This window comes from Alteraquisediminimonas sediminicola, assembly GCF_019740335.1.
Classification (GTDB): domain Bacteria; phylum Pseudomonadota; class Alphaproteobacteria; order Sphingomonadales; family Sphingomonadaceae; genus Alteraquisediminimonas; species Alteraquisediminimonas sediminicola.
Genome location: NZ_JAHXZS010000001.1, coordinates 433,904 through 450,068 on the forward strand (window position 1 = coordinate 433,904; position 16,165 = coordinate 450,068).

8 protein-coding genes are annotated in these 16,165 nt (G+C 59.9%); 5 read left to right on the plus strand and 3 right to left on the minus strand.

Annotated features, from left to right (window positions below; genetic code table 11):
- The first annotated feature begins 50 nt into the window (after window positions 1–50).
- Window positions 51–1,604, plus strand: coding sequence for a M23 family metallopeptidase (locus K6117_RS02200; protein ID WP_221792121.1), 1,554 nt, complete (start codon window positions 51–53; stop codon window positions 1,602–1,604).
- Here the strand turns inward: K6117_RS02200 and K6117_RS02205 are convergent.
- Both K6117_RS02205 and K6117_RS02210 read right to left on the minus strand, forming a co-directional pair.
- On the minus strand, window positions 1,558–2,610 hold the full coding sequence (locus K6117_RS02205; protein ID WP_221792122.1) for a mannose-1-phosphate guanylyltransferase/mannose-6-phosphate isomerase: 1,053 nt from the start codon (window positions 2,608–2,610) through the stop codon (window positions 1,558–1,560). The genes K6117_RS02200 and K6117_RS02205 overlap by 47 nt on opposite strands.
- Before the next feature lie 43 nt (window positions 2,611–2,653).
- Window positions 2,654–5,428, minus strand: coding sequence for an Rne/Rng family ribonuclease (locus K6117_RS02210; protein WP_246604763.1), 2,775 nt, complete (start codon window positions 5,426–5,428; stop codon window positions 2,654–2,656).
- A gap of 509 nt (window positions 5,429–5,937) precedes the next feature.
- Between K6117_RS02210 and K6117_RS02215 the strand changes: the two genes are divergently transcribed.
- From K6117_RS02215 to K6117_RS02230, 4 genes are all read left to right on the plus strand, one after another.
- Window positions 5,938–7,167 (plus strand): N-acetylmuramoyl-L-alanine amidase, encoded by a 1,230-nt coding sequence (locus K6117_RS02215; protein WP_221792123.1) that lies wholly within the window; start codon window positions 5,938–5,940, stop codon window positions 7,165–7,167.
- Window positions 7,168–7,245: 78 nt separating this feature from the next.
- Window positions 7,246–9,786 (plus strand): penicillin-binding protein 1A, encoded by a 2,541-nt coding sequence (locus K6117_RS02220; RefSeq protein ID WP_221792124.1) that lies wholly within the window; start codon window positions 7,246–7,248, stop codon window positions 9,784–9,786.
- 51 nt (window positions 9,787–9,837) lie between these two features.
- On the plus strand, window positions 9,838–10,965 hold the full coding sequence (prfB, locus tag K6117_RS02225) for a peptide chain release factor 2 (protein WP_221792125.1): 1,128 nt from the start codon (window positions 9,838–9,840) through the stop codon (window positions 10,963–10,965).
- Between the two features lie 11 nt (window positions 10,966–10,976).
- Complete coding sequence (locus K6117_RS02230; RefSeq protein WP_221792126.1) at window positions 10,977–11,543, plus strand: hypothetical protein; 567 nt, start codon at window positions 10,977–10,979, stop codon at window positions 11,541–11,543.
- 351 nt (window positions 11,544–11,894) lie between these two features.
- Here K6117_RS02230 and rpoC read toward each other — a convergent pair whose 3' ends face one another.
- Window positions 11,895–16,121 carry a DNA-directed RNA polymerase subunit beta' gene (gene rpoC, locus K6117_RS02235; RefSeq protein ID WP_221792127.1) on the minus strand — a complete coding sequence of 1,409 codons (4,227 nt, stop codon included), beginning with the start codon at window positions 16,119–16,121 and terminating at the stop codon, window positions 11,895–11,897.
- Window positions 16,122–16,165: the final 44 nt, after the last annotated feature.

Genomic DNA, 16,165 nt, shown 5'->3' on the forward strand with positions numbered 1-16,165 from the left:
CGGGACTGATTGCAAGTGCCTCTTGGCAATATAGGGGGAGTTCGCGCGCATTGTTCCAATCTTTGGCGTCTGATGCCGGACAAGGCTCTCCCGATGGTCAAGCTCGACCCTTGTCGGTGATCGTCAAATTGTCTCGCGCCGATCATTGGCAACACATTCGCGCCTTTTTCCATGATCTTGATCTGGTCGTCGATCTCGGCAGCAACATCGGCTCGCGTATTTGGTGGCGCGGTGCGGCCACCTGCACTGCCTTGTGCCTGACCGCCTATAGCCTTGGCCCGGATCTTTCAACCATCGCCGCCGACGATATCCAGCCCATGCCCCGCGCCCATTGGGAAGAAAGCCGCTCGCTCGCGATTATGCCGCTGGCGACCGGAGCCGATACCGGTCGCCGCATGGCCGCGACCCAGCGGGTGGAAATGCTGGCAGATGCGCCCGAACGTCCGACATTGGAACTCACCGCCACCATCGGCCAAGGCGATGGCTTTGGCCGGTCGCTGCAACGCGCAGGGGTCGCCGCCAATGATGCGGGCGCAGTGACGGCGATGATTGCGCGCTATGTCCCGCCTGCCGACATTCGATCCGGCACCAGGGTCAATATCACGCTGGGCCGCCGCATGGCGCCGGGCCGCCCGCGCCCGCTCGATTACATGCTGCTGCGCGCGCGTTTCGATCTGAAACTGGCCATCGAACGCGTGAACGGCCAACTCATTGCCCGCCCGATCCCGATAGCGGTCGATAATACGCCGCTACGCATCCAAGGTCAGGTCGGCAGCGGCCTCTACCTCTCCGCCCGCGCGGCAGGCGCACCCGTCTCTGCGGTGCAAAGCTATATCCGCGCGATCAGCCAGCAGGTATCCGTCGGCTCGGACATCTATGCCGACGACCGTTTCGATCTCATCATCTCGCACAGGCAGGCCGAAACGGGAGAGGCGGAATTCGGCGAACTGCTATACGCGGGACTGCAACGCGCGGGCCGCAAGGTCCAGATGGTCCGCTGGGAAAGTAATGGCAGCGTACAATGGTTCGAAGCCTCGGGCGTCGGCCAGCGCCGCGGCATGCTGCGCCAGCCCGTCAACGGCCATATGACCTCGACCTTCGGCATGCGCCGCCATCCGTTGCTGGGATATAATCGCTTCCATCGGGGCGTAGACTTTGGCGCGCCTTATGGCGCACCGATTGTCGCCGCCGCCGATGGCGTAGTGCAGTCAGCGGGCCGAGCGGGCGGCTATGGCCTGCAAGTGCGCATCGCCCATAATAGCGGCCTCGCCACCAGCTACAGCCATATGAGCCGGATCGCCGCCGGTCCCGGCATGCGCGTGCAACAAGGGCAGGTCATCGGCTATGTCGGGTCCACGGGCCTATCGACCGGGCCTCATCTCCATTACGAACTTTACCGCAACGGTCAGGCGATCAACCCGAATGCCGTGAGCTACACGATGATGTCGCAATTGAATGGTGCAGAGCTTGCCCGTTTCCGTTCCAATCTGTCGCAATTGCTGGCGGTCAGGCCGGGAGCGGCCCCTAAGCCCAAATCACCCGCCACATTAGCAAGCGCTACCCCGCCAGCGCCTTCACGCGCTGTCCCTCGCCCCGGCGCGTAATCATCAACTTGCCATCGCCGACGACCACCATCAGGTCGTCCACGCCCATCAGGCTGACCTCCAGCCCATCCGCCCAGACAAAATTTCCATGCGCATCGACCAATTGCGTACCGGACAAGGCGACATTACCGCAGGCATCCTTGTCGCCAATGTCATAGAGCGCATCCCAACTGCCGACATCCGACCAGCCCATCGACACCGGCACGACGCCGATCCGTTCGGCCCGCTCCATCACCGCATAATCGATAGAATCCGATCGGGACGCAGCAAAGGCCATAGAATCGGGGCGGGTCATCTTGCCGTCCACATCGCGGGCCTGCCACGCCTTAGCGACCGCGTGATGGATATCGGGCGCAAACTCGTGCAACGCGGCCAGATAACAATCGGCGCGGATCAGGAATATCCCGCCATTCCATGCAAACCGCCCCGTCGCGAGATAGCCCGCCGCCGTCTCCACATCCGGCTTTTCAACAAAGCGCAACACGCGCCGCGCCCCGTCTTGCGCTATCGGCCCAAGCGCATCGCCCATTTCAATATAGCCATAGCCGGTTTCAGGGCCATTGGGCGCAATACCGAAAGTCATCATCCACCCGTCTGAAGCAAAAGGCAAAGCCTGTGCGACCGCCGCATGAAAAGCCCCCTCATCCGCAATCACATGATCGGCGGGCATGATCAGCATCACATCATCGGCGGCGCATGATAAAGCCGCCAACGCAATCGCCGGGGCGGTATTGCGCGCGCAGGGTTCAAGGATGATCGCTTGGGGCGCATGGCCCTTGGCCGCTAGTTGCGCCTCGACCAAGGCCGCATGCTGGCCATTGGCGACAATGACCGGGGGCGCATAATCAATATGCCCCGCCACCCGGCCCAATGTCAGTTGAAACATGCTGTCCGCCGATGTCAGCGGCAAGAACTGCTTGGGCTTGTCGGGTCGGGAAACCGGCCATAACCGTGTCCCCGACCCGCCAGACAAGATGACAGGAACGATTTTCGCTTCATCTGTCATCTTTACGCATCCAACGCTTACCTTAATTCACCGCATGCTGGTGTTACGCACCAAAGGTGCGCTGCCACCAGCCTTTACGCGGATTTTCATTGCTATCCTGCCCGTCTGCATCATCCGCGCTTACAGCAGGTTCCGCCGATACGGTCGTGTCAGCAGGCACCGCCGTGGCGCTGGCCTTAGCGCGGCTCACGCGCTTGCGCTTGGGCTTTTCATCGCTCGCGGCGACTTCAGCATCAACTGCCACTGGCGCAGCTTCCGCTTCAGACGCAGCTTCAACCGTCGCCTCTGCCTTTGGCTTGCGGGCACGCGGCTTGCGGGCGGGCTTGGCCGCGGCTTCAGCTTCCACCACGACCGGCTCAGCCGCTGGCGTCGTCGCTTCGACAACGACTTCTGCCACCTCAGCCTTCGCCTTTGGCGCAACCTTGGCCCGGGTCTTTGCCGGTGCCTTTACCGGCTTGGCAGCAGCAGTTTCCGCAACCGCCTCAGCCCCGGCTTCTGCCTTACGCGCACGAGGACGACGACGCGCCTTCGGCTTTTCTTCGCCAGCAGCTTCGACTTCTGCAACAGGTTCGGCAGCTTCAACCGCCACAGCCACTTCCGCCACTTCCGCGCCAGTCTCGCCAGCTTCGGCGGAAACTTCTGCCGCTACTGCCGACTGATCGCGATTGCGATTACCGCGACGACCACGACGATTGCGACGACGACGAGTGCCGTTTTCGCCACCTTCCGCGCTACGCTCTTCGCCAGCGCGTTCTTCCGCAGATTGGCCTTCAGCGCGATCTTCGCCTTCCTCATCTTCGCCTTCATCGGCAAAGCCCTCGGCACGCGCAGCTTCCTGGCCATTCTCGTCTTCAACACCGCCATCTTCACGACGTCCACGACGGCCACGGCGATTGCGACGGCGACGCTTACGACCCTCGCCCTCTTCGCCCCGAGCTTCCGAACGGCCTTCACCGCGTCCTTCCGAACGCGCATCGGCAGCGGCCTCTTCGACCTCTTCTTCTTCCTCTTCCTCGTCGTACACAAAGTCATCATCCTCAATCGGGACGATGGCATGGATCAACGGGGCATGGGCGGGCGGCGGGCCAAAGCTCTCGACCGCCATCCGTGCGCCTTCAAGCGACACCTCAATCAGCACTTCGATCGTGACGCCATAGGTCACTTCGATTTCCGCCAGTTCGGCGCGCTTCTTGTTGAGGATGTAAATCCCCGCTTCCTGACCGACGCGCAGCACCAACTGGCTGCCACGGCCACGCGCGGCTTCTTCTTCCAACAGGCGCAGGGCCGACAGGCCGGACGACGACGCCGTCCGCATCAGGCCCGAACCCTCGCAATGCGGGCAAGGCTTGGTCGATGCTTCCAACACGCCGGTGCGCAGACGCTGACGGCTCATTTCCATCAGACCAAAGGACGAAATACGGCCCACCTGAATGCGCGCGCGGTCATTGGCGAGCGCGGCCTTCATCGCCTTTTCGACCTTGCGGACGCTCGAATGATTTTCCATGTCGATAAAATCGATCACGACCAGCCCGGCCATGTCGCGCAGGCGCAACTGACGGGCGATTTCATCGGCGGCTTCAAGATTGGTCGAAAGCGCAGTTTGCTCGATATTATGCTCGCGCGTCGAACGACCGGAGTTGATGTCAATCGACACCAAGGCTTCGGTCGGGTTGATGACGAGATAGCCACCCGATTTCAACTGCACCGTCGGTGAATACATCGCCGCAAGCTGGTTTTCGACGCCATAACGCTGGAACAACGGCACCGGATCGGCATAGCCGGTGATGCGCCGCACATGGCTCGGCATCAACAATTTCATATAAGCGCGGGCGGCCTTATAGCCCTCCTCGCCCTCGACGATCACGCTGTCGATGTCGCGATTGTAAATATCGCGAATGGCGCGCTTGATCAGGTCATTATCGCCATAGACCAAGGCCGGCGCCTGTGATTTCAGCGTATTATCGCGGATCTCATCCCAGAGGCGGGCAAGATAATCAAAGTCGCGCTTGATCTCGGTCTTGGTGCGCTGCAACCCGGCGGTGCGGACGATGCAGCCCATGGTCGACGGCAGGTTCAAATCAGCCATGATGGCCTTCAACCGCTTGCGATCGGCGGCAGAGGAAATCTTCCGGCTGATGCCACCGCCATGCGACGTATTCGGCATCAGGACGCAATAACGGCCCGCCAAAGACAAATAGGTGGTGAGCGCTGCGCCCTTATTGCCGCGTTCTTCCTTGACGACCTGCACCAGCAACACCTGACGGCGGCGGATAACGTCCTGAATCTTGTAGCGACGACGCAGCGACATGCGACGCTGACGCAGATTTTCAGCGGGGCTTTCATCATCACGGCCAAGCTGCATCGCAGCAGGCGGACGATCTTCTTCGCCCTGTTCGCCATTATCATGATCAGCGCTCTGCGATTCAGCCTGTGCTTCCGGGCGATCGTCATCATGGCCGTCATCGTCATGATGGCCGTCAATCGGCTCCAGATCGCCATGTTCTGCCCGCAGCGCATCTTCCTCGGCGGCATATTCGGCTTCTTCGCGCAGCAGGGCTTCGCGATCTTCCTTCGGAATCTGGTAATAATCGGGATGGATTTCGCTAAAGGCGAGGAAACCATGACGGTTCCCCCCATAATCGACAAACGCGGCCTGCAACGAAGGCTCTACGCGCGTTACCTTGGCGAGATAGATATTCCCTTTGAGCTGCTTGCGCTCCGCCGATTCGAAGTCGAACTCTTCAATCCGGTTTCCTTTGACGACCGCCACGCGGGTTTCCTCCCGGTGGCGGGCATCGATAAGCATTTGAATTGGCATTTAAAATTCTCCGGAGGCGGCTGCGGCGCGGCAAAGCCGTCCGGCAAGCTGCCATATATAGGGGATTACCGGGCAGGACTGCCGCGTTGCGGCGCTGCACCAGTACATAATTGTGGACGATAACTGCCTCTGCCGCTTGCGCATGTCCGGCACTCTGGGCCGGGACAAACCTGCTCCATTCGGCGCGGCTAAAAGCCCGCGTCTGAACTGAATGGAGAGAAAAATGCTGCATTGCGGCGTCAACCTGGATAATCGGCACCATCATCGGGCCGACATGACTAGCTAGCAGCATCCGCACCAGACAGCAACTCCCCGATAAAAAGCATATTAAACGAAATTAACGCACAACGCCTTGAAAATGGGTAACGGGTTGTTAACCATTTTGCTTCATCAGGGTGAACAGTAACTCGGCGTAACAGTAATGCGTATACACGAAACCCCATTATGGTGCGCCGTATCCGATGTTACTCCGTTCGCCCTTTGGCCAAATTTCTGGCATCCGTCGCACGATGTCGCTGCTGATGACCCTGCTCCCTGCATTGTCTTTTGGCGCACCGGTAGAGGCAGCGACGATCCGCGACATGCAGATCACCGAAAACGCGATCACCCTTGCCTTTGACGGCATGATCGAAAAAGCATCGACCTTTGCCTTGGTCGGTCCGCAACGCATCGCCATCGACATTAACGGCGCAACGCCCGGCACTTCAGGCTCAAGCGGCGGCCTCGTCTCCGCCTCGCGTCTGGGCCAGTTCAACGCCCAAACCGCGCGCATCGTGCTTGACCTTGCCCGTCCTGCCATCGTCAGTGCCGCCAATTATGGCAAGGATGGCCGCACGCTGACGCTCAATCTGAAGCCGGTGGATCAGGTCCGCTTCGCCTCCGCCGCACAGGCGGGACGCACATCATTCCTGCCGCCGCTCGCGTTTCGCGCCGCAGCGACCAGCGTCAGCAACAACCGCAACGCCGTCAACGTGCCGCTGCCCAAGACCTCGCCCTATCGCAAGCCCGCGCTGCCCAAGACCTTTGGCCCGAACGATCTCTCGCTCCCGCTGGTCGTGATCGACGCAGGCCATGGCGGCCATGATCCCGGCGCGATTTCGGTGCTCGATTCGCGTCAAGAAAAGAACGCCACCCTCGCCATCGCCCGCGCCGTCCGTGATGCGCTGGTCCGCTCTGGCCAAGTTCGGGTCGCGTTGACCCGTGACAGCGACACATTCCTGCCGCTGCCGGAACGCGTCGACATTGCGCGCCGGATGAAGGCCAATCTGTTCATCTCGATCCACGCCGACAGCGCCGCCTCTCCACAGGCACGCGGCGCATCGATCTACACCCTGTCCGATGTGGCATCCGATAAAGAAGCCGCGCGTCTCGCGGCAGCCGAAAACAAGGCGGATGTCATCAGCGGCGTCGACCTTGGCCGCCAATCAAGCGATGTCCAGTCGATCCTGATCGATCTTGCCCAGCGTGAAACGATGAACATGTCATCGGCCTTTGCGATGGTCCTGCGCCGCGAAACGGCATCGACGGTGCCATATCGCACCGACTTCCACCAATTCGCGAATTTCCGCGTGCTGAAGGCCCCGGACGTCCCCTCCGTGCTGATGGAAACCGGTTATCTCAGCAATGAAGACGATGCCCGCCAATTGTTTTCCAGCGACGGCCAGCAACGCATTGGCCGCGGCATTGCCAGTGCTATTCAGGCGCATTTCGCCCGCCGCATCGCTCTCGCCTCGCGCTGATCCGGCGGATATTAATACGGGCGATATTACCGCGCGCAGAAATGGACATGCGCCACTGCATCAGGTAGACGCGCCTGCATGGAGTCCGAAACGCCCAGACAGCCAGAACCGTTCAGCAATCGCCTGCGCCGCGAGTTATCGGGCGCGATCGATTGGCTGCGGGCGCAATGGCAAATCCCACGCGCGCGCCGATTGATGATCCGAGGCGGCGGCGCCTTGTTGATCCTGTTGCTGGTCTGGGGCGTCCTGATGCGCGCTTTGCCCAATGCGGACAAATTGCTGAATTACGAGCCCGCCCTGCCCAGCAATGTGCGTGGTCTGGATGGCGTGCCGGTCTCTTCCTTCGCCCGTGAACAGCGGGTCGAACTTGCTTTTTACGAATTTCCTAAACAATTGGTCGACGCCTATATTTCGGCGGAAGACAAGACGTTCTTCTCCCATGGCGGCATCGATTATCCGGGTCTTGCGGGCGCGGTGTTCGATTATGTGACCAAGCTCGGCTCTGGCAAGCGCGCGCGCGGCGGCTCGACCATCACCCAACAGGTTGCCAAGAATTTGCTGCTCAGCGACGAATATTCGATCTCGCGGAAATTGCGGGAGGCCATTCTCGCCTATCGCATCGAAAGCGTGCTGACCAAGCAGCAGATCATGGAATTATATCTCAACCAAATATTCCTCGGTCGCAATGCCTATGGCGTGCAATCCGCCTCGCGCGCCTATTTCGACAAGGATGTGGCGGACCTGCAATTGCATGAAATGGCCTATCTCGCGATCCTGCCCAAGGCGCCGAGCAATTACAGCCCCGAACGCCATAGCGAACGCGCCCTGATCCGCCGCAATTGGGTGTTGAAGCAGATGCGCGAAAACGGCTTCATCACGACCGCGCAAATGCAGGCTGCACAGGCCATGCCGCTGTCGATCGTCGCCCGCGCCGCGCGCAAGCATCGTGACATCGGCGGTTATTATCTCGAAGAAGTCCGCCGCCAGTTGATAGCCTCTTATGGCGAAAACAGCAAAACCAGCCCGAACAGCGTCTATGACGGCGGGCTATGGGTGCGGACCTCGCTCGACCCCAAGGCGCAAGCCGCGGCAGAACAAGCCCTGCGCGCAGGATTGATGCGCTATGATCGCGGCAAGCCGTGGAAAGGCCCGGAAGGCCGGATCGATGCCAGCGACGATAAATGGGCCAGCCGTCTGGCCGCCGCCAATATCGGTTCCGGCTCGCCCGAATGGCGCACCGCCGTAGTGTTGAGCCGTAGCGGCCTGACGCTCCGCATCGGTTTTGCCGATGGCTCTACCGGGCAATTGCCCGAATGGAGTGCGCGGTTCGAACGGCGCGGCGGCGGCATCGCTTTTTCGACGCTCAAATCCGGCGATGTCATCCCCGTCGCCAAATCCGGCAATGTCTGGACGCTGCAACGCATTCCGGAAGTATCGGGCGGCATGGTCGCGGAACAGGTCGCCACAGGCCGCGTGATCGCGATGCAGGGCGGCTTTGCGACCTCTGGCAACGCATCATTCAACCGGGCGACACAGGCGCTGCGCCAGCCCGGCTCGACGATCAAGCCGTTCGTCTATGCGTCCGCGCTCGACAATGGCATGACGCCCGCCTCGATCATCGTCGACGGCCCGTTCTGCATCTATCAATCGGCGCGTCTCGGCCAGAAATGCTTCCGCAACTTCGATAACAAGGCCGGTGCCGGGCCACAAACCATGCGTTGGGGCGTCGAACAATCGCGCAACCTGATGACGGTCCGCGCCGCCACCCAGACCGGCATGGAAAATGTCGTGAAAACGATCAGCGGCATGGGTATCGGCGATTATCAGCCGGTGCTGTCGATGTCGCTGGGCGCAGGCGAAACCACGGTGATGAAACTCACCAACGCCTATGCCATGCTGGCGAATGGCGGGCGCAAAATGGCGCCGACCCTGATCGACTATATTCAGGACCGGCGCGGTCGCGTGATCTTCCGCGCCGATGAACGGTGCAAGGCCATGCGGAATTGCTCGGCCCGCGATTGGAATGGCCAGCCGATGCCGCGCCCGCCTGCCCGCTTTACCAAACAGGCGCTCGATCCGATGACCGCTTATCAGGTCGTCCACATCCTCGAAGGCGTGGTCCAGCGCGGCACGGCGACCGTGTTGCGCGACCTCAACCGCCCGTTGTTCGGCAAGACCGGCACCTCGTCCGGCCCGACAAATGTCTGGTTCGTCGGCGGTTCCGCTGACATCGTGGCAGGCGTGTATATGGGCTATGATCAGCCTCGTTCGCTGGGCGGCTATGCACAAGGCGGCACGGTCGCCGCGCCGATCTTCAAGCAATTCGCGCGCAATGTGTTCGCGGGCATGGATGTCGTCCCCTTCCGTGCGCCAGCCGGTATTCGCATGGTTCGCATCGACCGCCGTTCGGGCCGCAAGGTGTTCGGCACATGGCCGACCGACGACCCCAAGGCCCCGGTGATCTGGGAAGCATTCAAGCCGGAAAGCGAACCCGTCCGCTCGATCCGCCGCGATGAGCTGAAAGACAAAAAGGTTGAGAAAAAAACCGAGCTCGACCCGCAGGCCGCACGGCAATCGCGCGACAGCCAATTCCTTGATCGCACCGAAGGCATCTATTAACGCCTTTCCGACAACGATCACCACGCACTTAAGACGATAAGGACATTCCATATGCGCGCCGAAGCGCAAAGCTCAGTCGATCAGATCAACCAGGCCCTCGCCCTGCTCCGTCGTTTTCTCGACTGGGACAAGGCGCTGCGCCGTCTGGATGAACTGAACGCCAAGGTCGAAGATCAGGCGCTTTGGAACGATCCCAAAGCGGCGCAAGAAGTGATGCGCGAGCGTCGCCGTCTGGATGAAGCCATTTCGGCCACCCGCAATATCGAACGCGAAATGGCCGATAATATTGAGCTGATCGAATTAGCCGAAGCCGAAGGCGACGAAGAACTGGCCGATGAGGGCGTGAAAGCGCTGGCCGAGCTGTCCGAACGTGCGGAACGCGACAAGGTCTCCGCGCTCTTGGCGGGCGAAGCCGATGCCAATGACACCTATATCGAGGTCAATGCGGGCGCAGGCGGCACCGAAAGCCAGGATTGGGCGAGCATGCTCCAGCGCATGTACACCCGTTGGGCCGAACGTCGCGGCATGAAGGTCGAACTGATCGACTATCATGGCGGCGAACAGGCCGGGATCAAATCCGCGACCATGCTGGTCAAGGGCGAAAACGCCTATGGCTATGCCAAGACCGAAAGCGGCGTCCACCGTCTCGTCCGCATTTCGCCTTATGACAGCAACGCGCGCCGCCACACCAGCTTCGCCAGCGTCTGGGTCTATCCGGTCGTCGATGATAATATCGACATCGAGATCAACGAAAGCGATTTGCGGATCGACACCTATCGCGCCTCGGGCGCGGGCGGTCAGCACATCAACACGACCGATTCCGCCGTCCGCATCACGCACATCCCGACCAATATCGTCGTGCAGTGCCAGAACCAGCGGTCGCAGCACAAGAACAAGGCCGAGGCCATGAACCAACTGCGCGCCCGCATGTATGAGGCGGAATTGCAGCGTCGCGAGGCCGAAGCCAGCGCCACCGCCGCCAGCAAGACCGATATCGGCTGGGGCCATCAGATCCGTTCTTATGTCCTGCAACCCTATCAGATGGTGAAGGATCTGCGCACCGGCGTTGTGTCCACCGCGCCGGGCGATGTGTTGGACGGCGATCTCGATAAATTTATGGCCGCCGCCCTGTCGCAGCGCGTCACCGGCGAAAAGGTCGAGGTCGAAGACGTCGATTAAGGAACTGAGATATGCGTAGCCGCCAATCCCGATTGATCCCCGGTTTCTCAATCATACTGGTATTGGCAGGCTGCGCAGGCGCGCCGACACCCCCTGCGCCCCCCGCGCCACCTAAGCCTGCGCCCCCTGCCTTGGTCGCGCCGACCGCCGAGACATGGCGCGATGTCCCGCTCACCCCCGGTGTGTGGACATGGTCGAGCGATGTTCGCAATTCCACCGCGCAATTTGGTGTGCGTAACGCCCCGGCGCTGGTCATCCTCAACTGCGACCGCGCAAACCGGCGACTCACGCTCAACGTGCCGATGCCTGCCCCCACGCCAACCGCCATAGCGGTCCCCTCGCCCGCCCTTGCGCATGTCACCGTCACCACCACCAGCGTGACATCAAAGCTCGATATGGTCGCAAATCAAGCCAGCCCCAGCCGCATAGCAACGCAAGATATCGACGCGAATGCGCCGTTACTGGATGCGATTGTCCATAGTCAGGGGCGTTTCATGGTGCAGGTAGAAGGCGGTCTGGATCTCGTTTTACCGACATCTGGCGAATCCGCGCGGGCCGTCGAGGATTGCCGAATCTAGAACTTATTACAAGTCTTGTTGTTTTTTCGAATCTGCGTCACCTTCGATCTGCAATCAACAGCGCGAAAGGAGGTGATCCGATGTCTCATGGTTCAGTTAAGAGGTCGGTTCGGTTCATTCGGGAGATGTGCGGCTAAGGGACACTCCCTTAGGTTCGCGCCATGGTTTCCCGGGCTGGAACTTATTCGGCCGCTGACCATGTTAGGGGATCGCCGGGCAACACGCCCGGCGGTCCTTTTTCGTTTTTGATCTTCCCCTATGCACAAGGGCTCACCTTCCACCCCCAAACAAAAACCCCGCCGGCTCGCACCGACGGGGTTTTTAATCAGGCTCGGAAAGCCGAACAGCGAATTATTCGCCGTCGGTATCCACCTCTTCCACCACCACATCGGCAACAGGTGCCGGTGCCGGTGCAGCCGCAGCGGCGCGTGCCGCCTGGGCCTTGGCTTCAAGCTGCGCCTGCCAATCACGCTGCGAGGCGCGGAGCGCTGCATCGCGTGAGGTTGCAGCAATGCGCATGCGGTTCATGCCAGCGCCGGTACCTGCCGGGATCAGACGGCCAACGATGACGTTTTCCTTCAGACCGGTCAGGGTATCGATCTTGCCCTGTACCGATGCTTCGGTCAGCACGCGGGTCGTTTCCTGGAACGATGCCGCCGAGATGAAGCTGCGCGTCTGCAGGCTTGCCTTGGTGATCCCAAGCAGGATCGGCTTGCCCTGCGCAGGCTGACCACCAGTGGCTTCAACCTTCGCATTGATTTCACGCATTTCTTCAAGGTCGACCTGTTCCGCAGGCAACAACGTCGTGTCGCCGGCATGGGTGATTTCAACCTTCTGCAACATCTGACGAACGATCGTTTCGATGTGCTTATCGTTGATCTTCACGCCCTGCAAACGATAGACTTCCTGAATTTCCGCGACGAGATATTCAGCCAAAGGCTCAATCCCCAGCACTTCCAGAATGTCATGCGGATCCGGCGAACCACCGATCAGATTGTCGCCGCGCTTGACGTAATCGCCTTCCTGCACGTCGATGACCTTCGACTTCGGCACCAGATATTCGACCAGTTCCGAACCATCGTCCGGACGGATCGCAATCTTGCGCTTCGCCTTATAGTCCTTACCGAATTCGACGCGGCCAGACACCTTGGCGATGATCGCATTTTCCTTCGGCTTGCGTGCTTCGAACAGTTCGGCAACGCGCGGCAGACCGCCGGTGATGTCGCGGGTCTTGGCTGCTTCACGCGACACACGCGCCAACACCGTACCTGCTTCCACCATCGCGCCATCTTCGACCGACAGGATCGCGCCCGCCGCCAGCATGTAGCGTGCGGCTTCGCCCGAGGCATCGTCCAGCAAGGTAATCCGCGGACGCAGATCTTCCTTGCTCTTGCCGGTGCCACGGTTTTCCGTGATCACGCGCTGGACAAGACCGGTGGCTTCGTCGGTCTGTTCCGTCATCGTCTTGTTTTCGATGATGTCCTGGAACTTCACGACACCACCCTTTTCGGTGATGACCGGCATCATGAACGGATCCCATTCGGCCAGACGCTGGCCCTTGGTCACCTTCGAACCATGCTCGACGAGCAAGGTCGCACCATAAGCGATCTTATGGGTGGCGCGTTCGCGGCCTTCGCTATCCATGATCGCGAGATCGGCATTACGCGCCATCGAGATGCGCTTGCCCGACGGATCGATCAGGGTCGGCATGTCACGAAGTTCGATCGTACCATCCGAAATCGCGTCGATGCTCGACGTTTCGTTCACCTGCGCCGCACCACCGATGTGGAAGGTACGCATGGTCAGCTGCGTGCCCGGTTCACCGATCGACTGTGCCGCGATAACGCCGACAGCTTCACCGATGTTGACCGGGGTACCGCGGGCAAGGTCACGGCCATAGCATTTGCCGCACACGCCCATCCGGGTTTCGCAGACCAGTGGCGAACGGATCTTGACCGACTGGGTGCCGATGGCTTCGATTTCGAGGATCATTGCTTCGTCGAGCAACGTGCCGACCGGAATGATGATCTCGCCATTCTTGCTGTCGATGATGTCTTCGGCGGTCGTACGCCCAAGAATACGTTCGCCCAGCGAAGCGATGGTCGCGCCGCCTTGTACAATCGCCTTCATCAACAATGCGCGCTCTGTGCCGCAATCTTCTTCGATCACGGTGCAATCCTGCGACACATCGACCAGACGACGGGTCAGGTAACCCGAGTTTGCCGTCTTGAGCGCTGTATCGGCCAGACCCTTACGGGCGCCGTGGGTCGAGTTGAAGTACTCAAGGACGGTCAGACCTTCCTTAAAGTTCGAGATGATCGGCGTTTCGATGATTTCACCCGATGGCTTGGCCATCAGGCCGCGCATCCCGGCGAGCTGCTTGATCTGTGCCTGCGAACCACGGGCACCGGAGTGCGCCATCATGTAAATCGCATTGATCGGCAGTTCACGACCATCCGGGCCCTTTTTAACGGCCTGAATGCCCTTCATCATCGCGTTCGCGACCTGATCACCGCAACGCGACCACGCATCGATCACCTTGTTGTACTTTTCCTGCTGCGTGATCAGACCGTCCTGATATTGCTGCTCGAAATCCTTCACAAGGGTGCGGGTTTCATCGACCAACGCATCCTTTTCAGCCGGGATGACCATGTCATCCTTACCGAAGGAAATACCGGCCTGGAATGCGTGACGGAAGCCCAGCGACATGATCGCATCGGCGAACAGCACCGTTTCCTTCTGACCGGCGTGACGATAGACGATATCGATGACGTCGCCGATTTCCTTCTTGGTCAGCAGGCGATTGACGACATCGAACGGCACCTTGTGGTTCTGCGGCAGGCATTCGCCCAGCAACATACGACCCGGCGTCGTTTCGTAACGCTTCATATACTGGTTGCCATTTTCATCGGCCTGCGGAACGCGGCTGATGATCTTGGTGTGCAGCGTGACAGCCTTGTTGAACAAAGCCTGATGCACTTCGGTGATGTCGGACATCAGCGAGCCTTCGCCCGGCTCATTTTCCTTCAACATCGACAGATAATAGAGACCCAGCACCATATCCTGCGACGGCACGATGATCGGCTTGCCGTTCGCGGGCGACAGGATGTTGTTGGTCGACATCATCAAGACGCGGGCTTCAAGCTGCGCCTCAAGGCTCAGCGGCACGTGAACGGCCATCTGATCGCCGTCAAAGTCGGCGTTGAATGCCGAGCAGACGAGCGGGTGAAGCTGGATCGCCTTACCTTCGATCAAGACCGGTTCAAACGCCTGAATGCCAAGACGGTGCAGCGTCGGCGCACGGTTCAGCATGACCGGGTGTTCGCGGATCACTTCGTCCAGAATGTCCCAGACTTCCTTGCGTTCCTTTTCGACCCACTTCTTCGCCTGCTTCAAGGTCATCGACAGACCCTTGGCATCGAGACGCGAGTAGATGAACGGCTTGAACAGTTCGAGCGCCATCTTCTTCGGCAGACCGCATTGATGCAGCTTCAATTCCGGACCGGTCACGATGACCGAACGACCGGAATAGTCGACGCGCTTACCGAGAAGGTTCTGACGGAAGCGGCCCTGCTTACCCTTCAGCATGTCGGACAGCGACTTCAACGGACGCTTGTTCGCACCGGTGATGGTACGGCCACGACGACCATTGTCGAACAATGCGTCAACAGCTTCCTGCAACATGCGCTTTTCGTTGCGGACGATGATGTCCGGCGCGCGCAGTTCCATCAGACGCTTCAAACGGTTGTTACGGTTGATCACGCGACGATACAGATCGTTCAAATCCGAGGTCGCGAAACGACCGCCATCGAGCGGCACGAGCGGACGCAGTTCAGGCGGAATGACCGGCACGACTTCAAGGATCATCCATTCCGGGCGGTTGCCGGAATCGATAAAGCTTTCAACGACCTTCAAACGCTTGATGATCTTCTTCGGCTTCAGTTCGGACTTGGTTTCAGCCAACTCCTTAAGCAAATCATCACGTTCGCCAACGAGATCGAGATTTTCGAGCATGACGCGCACGGCTTCTGCGCCGATCCCGGCAGAGAAAGCGTCTTCGCCATATTCGTCCTGCGCGTCGAGAAGTTCGTCCTCGTTCATCAACTGGAACTTTTCAAGCGGGGTCAGGCCCGGCTCCAGCACGATGTAGTTTTCGAAATACAACACGCGCTCAAGCTGCTTGAGCTGCATGTCGAGCAACAGGCCGATGCGGCTCGGCAGCGACTTCAGGAACCAGATATGCGCAACCGGCGCCGCCAGTTCGATATGGCCCATACGTTCGCGACGGACCTTCGAAACGGTCACTTCCACGCCGCACTTTTCGCAGACGATGCCCTTGTACTTCATCCGCTTGTACTTGCCGCACAAGCATTCATAATCCTTGATCGGACCAAAGATGCGGGCGCAGAACAGGCCGTCACGTTCTGGCTTGAACGTGCGGTAGTTGATGGTTTCCGGCTTCTTGATCTCACCATAGGACCAGCTACGGATCCGATCTGGCGACGCAATGCCGATCTGGATCTGGTCGAAGGTTTCCGGCTTGGCAATCGGATTGGCGAAATTGGTCAGTTCGTTCATTTTTTTACTCCGGCCCCCTCCCGCATTGGGGAGGGGTTAGGGGT

Bases quoted from the DNA above. Each gene is read 5' to 3' on its own strand.
- prfB (WP_221792125.1), top strand. From the start codon at position 9,838: ATGCGCGCCGAAGCGCAAAGCTCAGTCGATCAGATCAACCAGGCCCTC.
- K6117_RS02210 (WP_246604763.1), bottom strand. From the start codon at position 5,428: ATGCCAATTCAAATGCTTATCGATGCCCGCCACCGGGAGGAAACCCGC.
- K6117_RS02230 (WP_221792126.1), top strand. From the start codon at position 10,977: ATGCGTAGCCGCCAATCCCGATTGATCCCCGGTTTCTCAATCATACTG.
- K6117_RS02215 (WP_221792123.1), top strand. From the start codon at position 5,938: ATGTCGCTGCTGATGACCCTGCTCCCTGCATTGTCTTTTGGCGCACCG.
- rpoC (WP_221792127.1), bottom strand. From the start codon at position 16,121: ATGAACGAACTGACCAATTTCGCCAATCCGATTGCCAAGCCGGAAACC.
- K6117_RS02205 (WP_221792122.1), bottom strand. From the start codon at position 2,610: ATGACAGATGAAGCGAAAATCGTTCCTGTCATCTTGTCTGGCGGGTCG.
- K6117_RS02220 (WP_221792124.1), top strand. From the start codon at position 7,246: ATGGAGTCCGAAACGCCCAGACAGCCAGAACCGTTCAGCAATCGCCTG.